This window comes from Pseudomonas sp. Sample_9, from assembly GCF_004307535.1.
Lineage (GTDB): Bacteria > Pseudomonadota > Gammaproteobacteria > Pseudomonadales > Pseudomonadaceae > Aquipseudomonas > Aquipseudomonas mercuritolerans.
Genome location: NZ_RAZO01000133.1, coordinates 1 through 14,306 on the forward strand (window position 1 = coordinate 1; position 14,306 = coordinate 14,306).

General features: G+C 61.3%; 13 protein-coding genes and 1 pseudogene. 5 read left to right on the forward strand and 9 right to left on the reverse strand.

Translation table 11 applies throughout. The features are described from left to right. Positions 1 to 149 (forward strand): annotated as a pseudogene (locus D6877_RS06925) (FAD-dependent oxidoreductase); the annotation flags it as partial. A gap of 8 nt (positions 150 to 157) precedes the next feature. On the opposite strand, the gene tssI reads toward D6877_RS06925, so the two are convergent. Continuing rightward, on the reverse strand, positions 158 to 1,546 hold the full coding sequence (gene tssI / locus D6877_RS06930; RefSeq protein ID WP_130910305.1) for a type VI secretion system tip protein TssI/VgrG: 1,389 nt from the start codon (positions 1,544 to 1,546) through the stop codon (positions 158 to 160). A 221-nt stretch (positions 1,547 to 1,767) separates the two neighbouring features. Between tssI and D6877_RS06935 the strand changes: the two genes are divergently transcribed. Continuing rightward, the gene (locus tag D6877_RS06935) at positions 1,768 to 2,472 is read left to right on the forward strand and encodes a YebC/PmpR family DNA-binding transcriptional regulator (protein ID WP_016775324.1); all 705 of its coding nucleotides are present in this window, start codon (positions 1,768 to 1,770) and stop codon (positions 2,470 to 2,472) included. Positions 2,473 to 2,574: 102 nt separating this feature from the next. Here D6877_RS06935 and D6877_RS06940 read toward each other — a convergent pair whose 3' ends face one another. The 4 genes from D6877_RS06940 to D6877_RS06955 all read right to left on the reverse strand — a co-directional run bounded on the left by D6877_RS06940 (position 2,575) and on the right by D6877_RS06955 (position 6,706). Beyond that, complete coding sequence (locus tag D6877_RS06940) at positions 2,575 to 3,888, reverse strand: protein kinase (RefSeq protein ID WP_130910306.1); 1,314 nt, start codon at positions 3,886 to 3,888, stop codon at positions 2,575 to 2,577. Between the two features lie 220 nt (positions 3,889 to 4,108). Beyond that, on the reverse strand, positions 4,109 to 5,239 hold the full coding sequence (gene zapE / locus D6877_RS06945; RefSeq protein ID WP_130910307.1) for a cell division protein ZapE: 1,131 nt from the start codon (positions 5,237 to 5,239) through the stop codon (positions 4,109 to 4,111). Between the two features lie 208 nt (positions 5,240 to 5,447). Beyond that, positions 5,448 to 6,203 carry an anti-sigma factor gene (locus D6877_RS06950; protein WP_110600761.1) on the reverse strand — a complete coding sequence of 252 codons (756 nt, stop codon included), beginning with the start codon at positions 6,201 to 6,203 and terminating at the stop codon, positions 5,448 to 5,450. Further along, on the reverse strand, positions 6,200 to 6,706 hold the full coding sequence (locus D6877_RS06955; RefSeq protein WP_016775320.1) for a sigma-70 family RNA polymerase sigma factor: 507 nt from the start codon (positions 6,704 to 6,706) through the stop codon (positions 6,200 to 6,202). Before D6877_RS06955 ends, D6877_RS06950 begins: the two co-directional genes overlap by 4 nt. A gap of 156 nt (positions 6,707 to 6,862) precedes the next feature. On the opposite strand from D6877_RS06955, the gene D6877_RS06960 reads away from it, so the two are divergent. Then, positions 6,863 to 7,969 (forward strand): catalase family peroxidase, encoded by a 1,107-nt coding sequence (locus D6877_RS06960; protein ID WP_130910308.1) that lies wholly within the window; start codon positions 6,863 to 6,865, stop codon positions 7,967 to 7,969. After that, positions 7,966 to 8,511 (forward strand): cytochrome b, encoded by a 546-nt coding sequence (locus D6877_RS06965; RefSeq protein WP_016775318.1) that lies wholly within the window; start codon positions 7,966 to 7,968, stop codon positions 8,509 to 8,511. Before D6877_RS06960 ends, D6877_RS06965 begins: the two co-directional genes overlap by 4 nt. A gap of 59 nt (positions 8,512 to 8,570) precedes the next feature. Here D6877_RS06965 and D6877_RS06970 read toward each other — a convergent pair whose 3' ends face one another. Together D6877_RS06970 and D6877_RS06975 are read right to left on the reverse strand one after the other, a co-directional pair. Continuing rightward, complete coding sequence (locus D6877_RS06970; protein WP_130910309.1) at positions 8,571 to 9,722, reverse strand: M14-type cytosolic carboxypeptidase; 1,152 nt, start codon at positions 9,720 to 9,722, stop codon at positions 8,571 to 8,573. Between the two features lie 418 nt (positions 9,723 to 10,140). Then, positions 10,141 to 10,539: a DUF3077 domain-containing protein gene (locus tag D6877_RS06975; protein WP_130910313.1), complete on the reverse strand. Its 399-nt coding sequence runs from the start codon at positions 10,537 to 10,539 to the stop codon at positions 10,141 to 10,143. Positions 10,540 to 10,669: 130 nt separating this feature from the next. Between D6877_RS06975 and D6877_RS06980 the strand changes: the two genes are divergently transcribed. Beyond that, on the forward strand, positions 10,670 to 11,329 hold the full coding sequence (locus tag D6877_RS06980) for a S24 family peptidase (RefSeq protein WP_130910310.1): 660 nt from the start codon (positions 10,670 to 10,672) through the stop codon (positions 11,327 to 11,329). A gap of 42 nt (positions 11,330 to 11,371) precedes the next feature. On the opposite strand, the gene D6877_RS06985 is transcribed toward D6877_RS06980, so the two are convergent. Then, positions 11,372 to 13,321: an acetyl/propionyl/methylcrotonyl-CoA carboxylase subunit alpha gene (locus tag D6877_RS06985; protein WP_130910311.1), complete on the reverse strand. Its 1,950-nt coding sequence runs from the start codon at positions 13,319 to 13,321 to the stop codon at positions 11,372 to 11,374. After that, positions 13,321 to 14,133, reverse strand: a complete 813-nt coding sequence (locus D6877_RS06990; protein WP_130910312.1) for a gamma-carboxygeranoyl-CoA hydratase — start codon at positions 14,131 to 14,133, stop codon at positions 13,321 to 13,323. The genes D6877_RS06985 and D6877_RS06990 overlap by 1 nt, the downstream gene beginning before the upstream one ends. Between the last annotated feature and the right edge of the window lie 173 nt (positions 14,134 to 14,306).

Consider the following 14,306-nt stretch of genomic DNA (forward strand, 5'->3'; position numbering starts at 1 on the left):
CAGAACCGATTCGCTACCTCGGCTCGCTGATGGTGCGCAACGCCATCCGCCGCAAAGAGCGCGCCGAAGATCACGGACGCCGACCCAGACATCTGGACGTGCGCCTGGCCAGATTCGCGGCGGCGGCGGGCAAGGCCGACAAAGGCTGAGCCGGCGACTAGTGCTCGGCGCGGTTGATCAGCCAGTCGAGCAACAGGCTGTCGCGCACGGGCTCTGATTCGCGCTCCGGTGGCTGGTGCGCGTGGCCGAGGCACAGAATCGGTCGGTCCGGATCGCTGTCGAGGAAACTCACCCACACTTCGCTGCCGGCCCGTGGCAATTGGTCGACGGCGACGGCGCCGTTGATTCGACTCATGGCAATCGGCAGCCACAAGGCGCCGCTGTCGGATTTACCCTCAGCAGGCCACAAGCTCACAGCGAGGCAGCCGTTTTCGTCCAGTTGCGCGGGTTGCCCGGGCGCACCCGCCACTTGCGCAAGGTGGTAGCCGGCGATATTCGGACGTGATTGTTTGAGTGGCGGACGGAAGTCGGTCGACCACGGTAGCGCGATGAAGTCGTTGTGATAACGGTGTACGGTTGGCGTCGGATCAAGGATCGAAGGGTGCTGACCGTGGTGGCGCACGGCGCTGATCAACCATTGTTCGTTGAAATGATGGATCGGATGCTCTGCCACAAGCAGCAATCGGCCGCTGAGCAAATCGCTGCAATCACTGCGCCCGTGGATGGTGCGCAGTTGGCAGCGTTGGCGTTGCAAATGCCGCCGGCTGCGTTGCTCGGCGTACAGGCGCTCCGGTGATCGCGCTGGCATCGCCGGCTCTGTCGAGACTTCGTTGGCTGCGTCGATACTGGCGGTCGGCTGACCGCGATTGCGCACTACATGCAGCACCGGCACCGGCGCCGCGCGATGCTGTTGATACAGAGTGCTGACGCAGGGCGATGGCGGTTGCGCATCGGCGTTGAAAGGTATTTCGACCGGTTCCTGCGGCAGGCTCAGGCTGTCGTCGGCGAACACTGCGACATGTCCGTCCGGCCCGTGTTCGAAGTGATAGTGGATGCCTTCTTCTTCGCAAAGCCGCTGCAGCAGGGCCAGATCGCTTTCTTCGTACTGAACGCAAAACGCCCTTGCCGGGTAGTGACCGACGCTCATTTCGATGCGATAGCTATGTGCCGGCAGGGCATGTTCTTCGAGCAGTTGTTGAATGATCTGCGGCGTACTCAGATGGGTAAACACGCGTCGGTTATGCGTTTGCGCCAGTTGTTGCAGATGCGGCACCAGAATCAGTCGATAGCCGACCCGATGGGTGCCGCGGTGTTCGCAGCTGGCGCTGGAAATGACCCCATGGAAACCGTGCTGCTCACTCAGCCGCAAAAACGCCGGCCGTTGCAAAAAGGCGCCCGGGACGATGGCCGGGGCGAGGCCGAGTACTTCGATGTCGAAACGGTAGGGCTGGTTGAGCGCTTCCTCGCCGCGAAAACGCACCACCGGCAGGCGCAATCCACTGTCGGTCAGCGTAAGGGTGAACGGACTTTCCTTGTCATTGAGCATTCGAGCAGGCCCTGTCAGGCGATACGGGGTTTCAAGGGTACGAAACCGTCGGGCTGAATGGTCATGTCAAAGGTGCTTTTCAGAATTCCCCTACATGCTTTGGTGAAGATGTCGATTCCGCCGGCGATTTTTTTGGTCGATTGCCGACTTTAGGCCGTATAAACTTGCCGCCACGCGTCGGCCAATAGATGTCTCGGCGCCACAGATCAAGAGAGTGAGTAATGGGCGCACAGTGGAAGGTTAAACACAAAGAAGCGGCAGCCAACGCCAAAGGGAAGATCTTCGGCAAACTGGTGAAGGAAATCACCATTGCTGCGCGCAACGGTGCCGATACCGCCACCAACGCACACCTGCGTCTGGTGGTCGAACAGGCGAAGAAAGCCTCGATGCCAAAGGAAACCCTCGATCGCGCGATCAAGAAAGGCGCTGGTCTGCTGGGTGAAACCGTGCAATACCATCGCGTGACCTACGAAGGCTTCGCGCCGCATCAGGTGCCGCTGATCGTCGAGTGCGTCACCGACAATATCAACCGCACTGTCGCGGAAATTCGCGTGGCGTTCCGCAAGGGCCAGTTGGGCGCTTCCGGTTCGGTGGCGTGGATGTTCAACCACGTCGGCATGATCGAAGCCGCACCGGACAGCCCGGATGCCGATCCGGAAATGGCTGCGATCGAAGCCGGTGCCCAGGATTTCGAGCCGGGTGAAGAGGGCGCGACGTTGTTCCTCACCGACCCGACCGACCTCGACGCTGTGCAGAAAGCGCTGCCAGAGCAAGGCTTCACCGTGCTCTCAGCCAAGCTCGGCTACCAGCCGAAGAACCCGGTCAGCGGTTTGAGCGACGAGCAGATGGCTGAAGTCGAAGCGTTTCTTGAAGGCCTCGACAACCATGATGACGTGCAGGACATGTTTGTTGGTCTGGCTGGCTGATCTGTCGCGCCAGTAATGACCTCTTCGCGAGCAGGCTCGCTCCCACATTTGAAATACATTCCATTGTGGGAGCGAGCCTGCTCGCGAATGACTGCGCTGCGGTCAAAGATTCTCCAGCACCTCGATCACTTCACTGAACCCCGGCCGCCCCAGCACATCGGCCTGACAGCAACGTCGTTCCAGCGCCTGCAGTTGCGCGCGCCGCTCCGTACTCAATCCTGAGTCGACACGCTCCAGCAATTCCCCCAACAACACACCGAACGCACGGACCTCCAGGCGCTGCAATGCGCACGTCTGCACATCATCGCCGGTGGCATGAAACGACGCCGCGCCGAAATCCCCGAGCAGACAATCGCCACGATCGTTCAACAGAATGTTGTGGCCATACAGATCGCCGTGGGTGATGCCTTGGCGGTGCAGGTGCTCGGCCGCTGAGGCGATGCCTTTGGCGACGCGCAGGGCAACGTCCGCGGAGAACTGGCAATCTTCGGCATAAACATCCCGCGAGCACGAGGCCAGGCTGGGCAAACCGGCGAGATTGCCGAAGCTCGGATCAATCAGTTGCATCACCAGCCCCTGCTGTTGATCGGGATGGCCGCTGATGCGCCCTTCGACGCGGATCAGGTTCGGGTGCAAGCCTGCGGTGATGCAGGCGTTCATCTCATGCAACGGCGAGCCGTCGCTGGTCATCTCGCCTTTGTACAGCTTCACCGCAACCACCTGCGCCGTGCCGTCGTCGCGCTGCCAGACTGCCCGGGAAATCACCCCGGAAGCGCCTTCGCCCAGTTGCTGTTCAAGGCGTAGCGCCGACCAGTCGATCAGCGGCGTGGCCTCAAGTGCAGCGGCATCGGCTTCGGTCTCCAGCGGATTGCCGGCGTAGGCCAGCCAGGTCAGGCTCGGCAAGGTCAGCAACCACTGCGGCAGTTCGCTGAGTTGATTGGCAGCGATGCGGAGCAATTCCAGCCGATGGCAGTGACGCAGGGAGTCTGGCAGCGTTTGCAGGCGATTGCCGGCGAGCATGAGCTTCTGCAAAGCGGGGCGTTCACCGAGTTCGCTGGGCAGGCTTTCGATGCGGTTATCGGTGAGGATCAGCCAGCGCAGCTGCGGCGGCAGGGCGGCACCGGGCACAGTGACGATGCGGTTGGCCTTGAAGCCGACCATGGTCAGCGCGGTGCACTGGCCGAGGCACGCCGGCAGTTCGCTGAACTGGTTGTCGGAGCAGAACAGCACGCGCAGGCGGGTCAGGCGATGCAGGTCAGCGGGCAGGCTGGATAACGCGTTGCCGCTGAGGTTGAGCACTTCCAGCGTGTCGGCCAGTTGGAAAACTTCGCGGGGGAATTCAGTCAGCCCGCAAGACAGGTCGAGGCGGGTAATGCCTGACAGCTCGCCGGCGCGCAGTTGAGCAAGGGTGTGCATGTCTGGTTTCGCTATTGATCGGTGGAGCGACGCGGGGGGCGCTGGAATGGGCGACATGATAGCGGTAAAGCGGATGCTGAACGGATTTTGAGTTGTCCCGGGACCTTGTGGGAGCGAGCCTGCTCGCGAAAGCGGTGTATCAGTTAAATGAATTCTGACTGACATACCGCTTTCGCGAGCAGGCTCGCTCCCACAGGGCTCGCTCTCAAAGGGTAGGGAGTCAGTTGGGTTCGTGGATTTCCTGCAATTGCCCCAACCGGCTGCGCGTGCGCGCCAGGTCAATGGCGTGACCTTCCAGGCTCTGACCCAGCGGCAACTGGCCGAGCAGGGTCAGGTGTTTGTCCTGATCGTAGAGCACGTCGATCAGATTGATGAAGCGCTGCTGCACGGCGATCGGACACTCGCCGAGCTGCGGCAGGTCATCGATGATCCACTGGTCGAAACGCTGGCACAGTTGCAGATAATCCATCACTGCTGTTGGCTGTTCACACAGATCGTTGAAGGTGAACGCGACTCGCCGGCCTTGGCAAAAACGGGCCTGAAGCTGGCGCTTGCCAACTTCGAGGGCCAGGGCAGGCGCGTCGGCTGGTGGCAGGTCCAGAGTCTGACGTTGAGCTGCCGTCGCCGGCCAGACGTAATGTCCTTGGGTAAACACTTGATGCGTGTGCTGGCGGTTGAGTGTGCGGTAGTCGTGGGCGCCGCCGACTTCCATCACTTGCATGCGCGTGTTGATCAGCTCGATCACCGGTTTGAAGCGCGCGTGATACAGCGGATTGGGCAGCAGGCCCTCGGGTGCATAGTTGGAGGTCACCAGCAGCATGATCTGCCGTTTGAACAGGGCCTTGAACAGTCGCGTGATCAGCATCGCGTCGCCGATGTCATGCACGTGAAATTCGTCGAAACATAGCACCTGGCAATCTTCCAGCAGTTCGTCCAAGGTGATTTCCAGCGCGTCTTCCTCCTGGCGATGACGGAACATGCCGTCGTGCAACCGAGCGAAGAACTGATGGAAATGCAGGCGGCGTTTGCGCGTGATCGGCAGTGCCTGGAAGAAACCGTCGAGCAACCAGCTCTTACCGCGCCCGACGGCGCCGTAAAGATACAGGCTCGGCGGGGTGTGGCCGCTGTCGCCGAGCAGCACGCTGGCTTGCTGCGCCATGCAGTCGATGACTTGCTGCTGACTGCGGCTGAGGGTGTAACCCTGACTGTGGGCCTTGTCGCGGAAGTAATCGCGGATGCTCGCGGCATGAGCATCGTGCCCGGCGCTGGCGGGAAGGCCTTTGCCGAACAGGCGGCGCAGCAACGGCCAGCGTTGGCTCAGTCGTGATCGTTTCGGCGGTCGGGCGGGCACGCGGGACAGGCTCCTGGTTGATTGGACCGACTCCACCGGGAGCGGTGGCCCAAGTGTAACCAGAGCTCAGGGGCTGGCTCCATGAAATATGTGCACGGTCCCCCTGTAGGAACTGACGAGTGCAACGAGGCTGCGATCTTTTGGCGGCAACCCAAGATCAAAAGATCGCAGCCTCGTTGCACTCGTCAGCTCCTACCAGAGGCGGATTTCAGAACGGTGGCGATTGCTTGAGCAACTCTGCCGCCGGCGAGTCGGTCGGGCTGACCACCGCATAGTTGTAGCCCGGCCCTGACCAGTAATCGGCCTGCAGATCGCCATCGCTGCGCGAGCCACGCGGCAGCAGGGTGTTTTTCGGCCCTGGCGGACGCAGGTAGAAACTGACCTTGTGACCGCTGCCATCCTCATACATCACCATCGCCGCCGCGCCTTCATCGGTGCTGAGCAAGCGCCCGCTGACCGGCTCGAATCCGGCTGCTTTCAAGTCCGGCAAGCGCCCGGCACCGCTGAAGTAGCGGTCGAGCCAACGCTGCATGTCGCCGTCGCTGTCGACCTTGTAATCGGCGGGCAGTACGCCTTGCTGGGCGATCAGGCGATAGGCTTGCAACGCGTCAGTCATCGGCAGTTGCGCAGGGCGCGCCAGGGTCATTTCCCGCGCCTGCCAGCCACTGAAACCGCCAATGCTCACGGCAATCAGCAACACCGCCGCGCTGGCCAGGTGGCGACGGGACTGCTGGCGGCGGCGCTGGCGAATCATCATCGGGTCGAGCGCCGGATTGGCCGGTTGCTGCAACGCGCCACTCAGCGCTGCGCGCAACTGTTGAGCATCGCGTTGCCAGGCGCGCACCTGCGCCGCTTCTTCGGGGTGGCTGGCCAGCCAGGTCTCGAGCACGCGCCGATCGGCGTCGCTGAGCTGGTGGTCGACGTAGGCGTGCAAATCACGTTCGCTGGGAGGCAGGCTGATCATTTGAGTATCCGCAAGGAAGGGCTGCTGATTTCGCCGTCGCTGAGTTGGCGCAAGGCCTGGCGGGCGCGGGACAGGCGCGACATCACGGTGCCGATCGGGGCGCCGAGGATCTCGGCGACCTCTTTATAGGACAGGCCTTCCACCGAGACCATCAGCAGCAGAGCGCGCTGTTCGGTGGGCAGGCGTTCGAAGGCTTGCAGGGTCGACTGGGCAATCACGGTGCGTTCCACCGAGGGTTCGGCATCGTCGCGACCGGTGAAAAATTCCAGCATCCGCGCATAGCGCCGCGAACGACGGTGCGCATCGAGAAATTGCCGATAGAGAATTGCGAACAGCCAGGCGCGCAAGTCGCCCTCGGCGCGTTTCTCGCCCCACGCCGACAGCGCCCGCTCGAGGCTGGCCTGGACCAGATCATCGGCGCTGCTGCTGTTGCGCGTCAGCGACACGGCAAAACGGCGCAATCTGGGAATGATTTCTCTCAACTGTTCGTCGAATTCGCTCATGAATTTCTGCTGGTCGCTACGCTGTGGACTAGGAAGACGCCCGTCAGCGCAGGTTATTCCCCGTGCGCAAAAATAAATACCGCGCCGTGGAATAAACCCGGACGGGGTGCGTCTTGCTGACTCTTTCCACTTGTGGCCGATGGCCTGGAGATATTCATGGTTGATCGCTCGTCCCCCAACGCTGCACCGCCCGGCAGGCCGCCGCGCCAGCCACTGAGCGCCGCGAGTCTGGTCTTGCGTCTGGGCGCCATTGGCGTAATCGTCGCCGCCGTGGCCGGAGCGTTTGCCTACGTGCATGGCAACCTTGACCCCCAACGACTGACGCCAAAAGCGCTGGTCGATGTGCTGGAGAAAAACAACGGCGTGCATCCCGGCTTTCGTCGCAATCACGCCAAGGGCGTGTGCGTGATCGGCCATTTCGAAAGCAGCGGCGAGGCGCGCGCGTTCTCCACCGCGCAAGTGTTCAACCTGCCGCAGACGCCGGTGGTGGGGCGTTTCGCCTTGCCGGCCGGCAATCCCTATGCGCCGGACAGCGCCGTGCCAATCCGCAGTCTGGCGCTGCGCTTCACCCAGGCGAACGGTCAGCAATGGCGCACCGGCATGAACAGCATGCCGGTGTTTCCGGTGGGCACGCCTGAAGCGTTCTACCAATTGCAGCAGGCGCAGTCGCCGGATCCAGCCACTGGCAAGCCCGACCCGACGAAGGTGCCGGCGTTCTTCGCTGCACACCCGGAAGCCGTGCCGTTCTTGACGTGGGTAAAGACCGCCAAGCCTTCGGCCAGCTACGCGACCGAAACCTATAACAGCATCAATGCGTTCTATCTGGTCGATGGCAACGGTAAAAAGCAGGCCGTGCGCTGGAGCATGACCCCGTTGGCGCAGGACGCAACAGGTGCCACGGCCCCTGAAGGCGCGGACTTTCTCGAGAAGGATCTGGTGCAACGCCTGGCCGCCGCACCATTGCGCTTCCAGTTGAACATCACCCTGGCCAACGCCGACGACCCGGTCAACGATGCCAGCAAGACCTGGCCCGCAAATCGCAAAGTGCTGAACGCCGGGACGTTGGTGCTGGAGAAAACCCAGCCACAGCTCAGCGGTGAATGCCGCGACATCAACTACGACCCGCTGGTGCTGCCGGCCGGGATTCAAGGCTCGGAAGATCCACTGCTGGCCGCGCGTTCTGCCGGCTATGCCGATTCCTACCTGCGTCGCACCAGCGAAGTCAGCCAGTTGCCCGCCGCCAAACAGGAGGCTCGTCCATGAACAAGCAACCGACGCATTTCGTTTTGCTGGCGCGCCTGCTGCACTGGTTGATGGCGCTGATGATCATCGCCATGTTGTTCATCGGTGCGGGAATGGTCACTTCGGTGTCGTCTCGCCATGAATGGCTGATTCATCTGCACAAGCCGCTGGGCATCGCGATTCTGGCGCTGGTGATCGTGCGCCTGCTGGTGCGCTTCACCACGCGCCAACCGCCGCTGCCGGATGATCTGCCGGGCTGGCAGGTGCTGGCAGCCAAGGCTTCCCACGTCTTGTTGTATGCGTTGATGCTGGTGTTGCCGCTGCTTGGCTGGGCGATGATCAGTGCCTCGGGCGAGCCGGTGATGCTCACGGCGTCGCTGCATCTGCCGTCGATTGTGCCGGCCGATGCGCAACTGTTTGCGTTGCTGCGCAAGTCGCACGGCTATCTGGCCTATCTGCTGTTTCTGACGGTGCTGCTGCACTTGGCGGCGGCGCTGTTTCATGGCTGGGTGCGTCGTGACGAAGTGCTCGACAGCATGTTGCGCGGGCGTGATCGCGGCTGAGCCGTTAAAGCAAAAGATCGCAGACAGGCTGCGATCTTTTGTCGTTACAGAGGAGGGGATCAGCGCAGGGTGTCGACCATGTCGGCGAGGGTGGTCAGCACGTCCTTGCCCAATTGCTTCGAACGTTTGCCCGACCAGCCGGTGATCTTGTCCGGGTGGTCGTCGTGGTCCTTGAACGGCATCTCCAGGGTCAGCGACAGGCAGTCGAATTTCTGCCCGACGCTGTTGCAGGCCAGGGTCATGTTGGCCTGTCCCGGTTCGTCGCGGGTGTAGCCGTAGGTGGTCTGGAAGTCTTTGGTGGTGTGCTTCAGATGGCTGCGGAAATGCTCTTCAAGCTTTTCGATGCGCGGTGTAAAGCCAGGATTACCTTCACAGCCGGCGGTAAAGACGTGGGGGATTTCCTCGTCGCCGTGCACGTCGATAAACGCATCGACGCCATATTTTTCCATCTGCTGCTGGACGAAAAGCACTTCCGGACTGATGTCCTGGCTCGCGTTCTGCCAGGCCCGGTTCAAGTCCTGGCCCATGGCATTGGTGCGCAGGTGGCCGTGGAAGGCGCCATCCGGGTTCATGTTCGGCACCAGATACAGATCGGCGCTCGCCAGCAGTTTATTCAGAATCGGGTCGTCATGGCGCTCCAGACGCTCAATCACGCCTTCCATGAACCATTCCGCCATGTGCTCGCCCGGATGCTGCTGGGCGATGATCCAGATCTTGCGCTGGCCTTCGGCACCGGTGCCTTTGCGCAGTAGCTGAATGTCGCGGCCCTCGACACTTTTGCCGGTCGCCAGCAATTCGGTGCCAGCCTTGCTCAGCGCTTGCTCGATCAACCAGTCGTGGCGGCCGCGGCTGTAGGGTTCGAAATAGGCGAACCAGGCGTGGGTCTGTTCGGCTTCGAGGCAGAAGCGCAGGCTGTCGCCTTCGAAGCTGGTGGGGATGCGGAACCAGTTGACGTGATCATACGATGCCACCGCCTGATAGCCCGGCCAGCCTTTGCTGTAGGTCGATTGGCTGGCGTTGACCAGACGAAACCAGTGTTCCTGATGCACATGCAGGCCGCTGGCCTTGAAGTGGAACCACTGAAAATGAGCGCTGCGGGTGTCCGGGCGGATGGCCAGGACCGGATTGAGCGGGTTGCTGATGTCGATGACTTGGATATTGCCGCTGTCGAAATTGGCGCTGATGTCGAACGAAGATTTGGCCACGGTCATAATCGCTTCCAGAGCAGGATTTTTATGACCGGTACTCTACACGCAGGCTGGGGTGAAACCGAGGGGAATTGCGGGTGTAGCGGGGGGGCGTCTTCCGTGACGCGCCAGCAGCTTAGAGGCTATGCGATTGATTCTCAAGTGCTGATTGCCATTGTTTGGCCCAATGTGGCCGGGCTCGGCTTGCCAATCAATATTCTTTTGATATTATCCGCGCCATCGAATTTGCAGCACTCAAAGACTTCATTAGCCTGAAGACACAAGCCCGAAAAACGGGCAAAAAAAGACCCGGCAAAAAGCCGGGTCAAAAACCGTGATTAGCCTGATGAGGAGATAGTCCAGAAGACCGACCTAAGGTCTCTGGTCCATCGACTGATCTCGCGACCAGCTGCTTGCAATAATAATCATTATCATTTGCAAGTCAAACGTTTTTATCTGCACGATGGGAAAATTCTTTCCTGTCCGCCCGCACCTTGTTCGCCGTGACTTCGTCGTTGTCGATCGAATGGTCGACCATCGCCCGTGCCATATCCACCATGTGCACCACCGAAAAGGCCAGATCGCGACTGGTGCCCTGCAGGTTTTCTGCCGCCTTGAACGCGGTGGCGGCCGCACATCGCAACAAGTCCGAGGCGTGCACCAGTGCTTCCTCGCCACTGAGATGGTTTTTGACATCGAAGAAACGTTCGTCCGTCTCGGATTTCGAAACAGTCGGTTTCAAGTAGTAGTCGAGAGCGCGCTGTGCGGCGGCATTGCCCTGAGGCGAGGTGAAGCTGGTGTCGATATGCAGATCGGGCAGGTCTTTGCTGCTGATGTTCATCATGAAACGTCACTCCATGTTCGATTGAAAGTCCGTTTCCCTAGGATAGTACCGCGTGTATTTGTGACCAGAATTTAAATACTACAATATGTGTTTTGCCGGTCGAAGACGTCCGCGTAAGGTGCGGCACATGGATAAATGGATTGAGTTGGTCAAGGCCAAGATGAGTGAACTCAAAGTCACTCAAACAGAGCTCGGAGAGCGCGTCGGCATGTCCCAGGGCGGGATCGGTCATTGGCTGAACAAGCGTCGCGAACCCGGTGTTACCGAAATGAACCGTGTGCTCAAGGCGCTGGGAATGGACTTCCTCGAAGTCGTCCTGGTGATCCGCGAACCGCAGGCGACGCCGGAAGACGAGATGCCGCTGGCGCAGAAGTACAACCCGTACTTCCGTTATCCGGTCTGCGATTGGCGTGCGCCGTGCGAAGTGCGTGACGCCGCGGCTAGCTATCCCGGAGCATCAGCGAAGCAGCGCTTCGAACTCACGGATTACCATGCTCGCGGCGGTGCGGCGTTCTGGCTGACGGTGACGGGGGATTCGATGACCGCGCCGAGCGGTCAGAGCGTTGCCGAGGGCATGCTGATTCTGGTCGATCCGGAGTTGGAGGCAGTGCCTGGCAAACTGGTGATCGCCCAGTGGCCGGACAGCGAAGAAGCGATTTTCCGCAAACTCGACGAACAGGCCGGCCAGCGTTACCTGGTTCCGCTCAATCCAACCTGGCCGAAAACCCTGCTCACCGATGAATGCCGGATTATCGGCGTGGTGGTTCAGGCGACGGCGCGTTACTGAACGGATCGATCCTCGCTCAAGGCCAGGATCGATCCTTTTATTTCATCCCTCTTTCAGTTCAACCAAAGCGCTGCCTTCGCTGACCATATCGCCTTCCTGGCAATACAGCGCTTTGATCACACCGGCGTGCGGCGCGCGGATGCTGTGTTCCATCTTCATGGCTTCAAGCACCACCAGTTGCGCCCCGGCCTCAACCGACTGTCCCGTTTCGACCAGCACGCGCACGATGCTGCCGTTCATTGGCGCGGTCAGACCGCCCTGATGGCTGTGGCTGGCTTCGACGGCACTGATCGGATCGAACGCTTCGATGCGCCGTAATTCGCCGTCCCATTCCAGATACAACGCGCCACCCTGACGAATCGCCCGCAATGTGCGGCGGACGCCGTCATGCTCGATGGTCAGCGCCTCGCCCAGCAGTTTTGCATGGGCCGCAGTTTTCAAGGTCAACGCGCGATCCTGTCCCTCGCAGCTCAAATGCACGGTGATTTGCGCCAGCAAGCCTGCGCGCAAACCACTGCTGCAAGACCAGGGGGAGGCGGGATCATCCGCCCGCGCACGCTTCGGCAAACTCTGCACAAACGCCTGCGCCGCCGCTTGCCAGAACTCGTCGCTCAGCGTGCCTGACGCTGGCAGCAATTGCTCCTGATAGCGCGGAATAAACCCGGTATCCAGCTCTGCCGCCGCAAACGCCGGATGCGCGATGATCCGGCGCAGGAAATTGATGTTGGTCTTCAGCCCGCCAATCGCAAACTCGTCGAGCATGCTCAACAGACGCAAGCGCGCCTGTTCGCGATCTTCACCCCAGGCAATCAGTTTGCCGAGCATCGGATCGTAGAACGGCGAGATCTCGTCACCTTCCTCAACGCCGCTGTCTACCCGCCGCCCCGGTCCCTGCGCCGATTCGCGGTACAAGTCCAGACGCCCGGTGGCCGGCAGGAAATCATTCGCCGGATCTTCGGCATACAAGCGCACTTCAATCGCATGACCGTTGAGCGGCACCTGCGCCTGGGTGATCGGCAGCGCTTCCCCACGGGCGACGCGAATCTGCCAGGCGACCAGATCGAGCCCGGTGATTGCTTCGGTCACCGGGTGCTCGACTTGCAGCCGCGTGTTCATCTCCATGAAGAAAAACTCGCCGCGCGCATCCAGCAAAAACTCCACGGTGCCGGCGCCGACATAACCGATCGCCTGCGCCGAACGCACAGCCGCTTCGCCCATTGCCCGGCGCAACTCGGGCGTCAGGCCCGGCGCCGGGGCTTCTTCGACGACTTTCTGGTGCCGACGCTGGATCGAGCAGTCGCGTTCGTTGAGGTACAGGCAGTTGCCGTGCTGATCGGCGAACACCTGAATTTCCACGTGACGTGGCTTGAGCAAATACTTTTCCACCAGCATCCGCGAGTCGCCAAACGACGATTGCGCTTCGCGCTGCGCCGAGGCGAGGGCTTCAGCCAGTTGGCTGACATCCTCGACGACTTTCATGCCTTTGCCGCCACCACCCGCAGTGGCCTTGAGCAGCACCGGATAACCGATGCGTTCGCAGGCTTCACGGAAGGTGTCGAGGTCCTGCGCTTCGCCGTGATAGCCCGGCACCAGTGGCACGCCAGCCTTTTCCATCAGCGCCTTGGCGGCGGATTTGCTGCCCATCGCATCGATGGCCGCGGCGGGCGGGCCGAGGAAGATCAGCCCGGCGGCTTCGATGGCGCGGGCGAATCCAGCGTTCTCCGAGAGGAAACCGTAGCCGGGATGAATCGCCTGGGCACCGCTGGCCTTGGCGGCGGCGATCAATTTATCGATTTGCAGATAACTCTCAGCGGCTTTGCTGCCGCCAAGATCAACACGTATATCGGCTTCCCGGCTGTGCCGCGCATCGCGGTCGGTGGCGCTGTGCACGGCGACGGTAGTCAGGCCCAGTGCCTTGGCGGTGCGCATCACGCGGCAGGCGATTTCGCCGCGGTTGGCCACCAACAGGGTGGTAATCACAGGTGCGCTCATCAACGCGACTCCTTGGTGGATGCGGCTTGCCAGTTCGGCGGGCGTTTTTGCAGAAAGGCGCGCAAGCCTTCCTGACCTTCGGCGCTGACGCGAATTCGCGCGATGGCATTTTCCGTGTAACGACGCAGGGCCGGGGTCAGCGCGCCGTTGCCGACTTCACGCAGCAAGTCCTTGCTGGCGCGCATGGCGGCGGGGCTGTTGAGCAGCAGATTGTCGACCCACTGCTCAACCTGTTGCTCCAGTTCAGCCGCAGGATAGCTTTCGGCGAGCAAGCCGATCTCCCGCGCCCGCTGCCCGCTGAAGCGCTCGGCAGTCAGCGCATAGCGGCGCGCCGCGCGCTCGCCGATCGCCTGCACCACGAACGGGCTGATCACGGCCGGTGCCAGGCCGATGCGTACTTCCGACAGGCAGAACTGCGCGTCATCGGCGCCGATCGCCATGTCACAGCAACTGATCAAGCCCAGCGCGCCACCAAACGCCGAGCCCTGAACCACAGCCAGAGTGGGGATTTTCAGCTTGGCGAGGTTGTACATCAGCTCGGCCAGTTCGCGGGCATCGTCAAGGTTGGTGTGGTAATCGAGTTCCGCTGATTGCTGCATCCACGCCAGGTCGGCACCGGCACTGAAATGCTTGCCGCGCCCGCGCAGCAGCAGGAAACGCAGGCTCGAATCGCTGGCCACCTTGTCGAGGGCGAGGATCAGTTCGCGGATCATCTCGGCGTTGAAGGCGTTGTTTTTCTCGGCGCGGTTGAGCCACAAGGTCGCAAAACCGCGTGGGTCGTTTTGCAGTTCGAGGGTATTGAAGTCGCTCATATTCATCCGTCTCCACGGTTCTTGTGGGAGCGAGCCTGCTCGCGAAAGCGGGGTATCAGTCGATCTATCCGCTGCCTGACAGAGCGCATTCGCGAGCAGGCTCGCTCCCACAAAAAAACATCACATCCGGAACACGCCGAAGCGGCTCGGTTCGATTGGCGCGTTCAGCGACG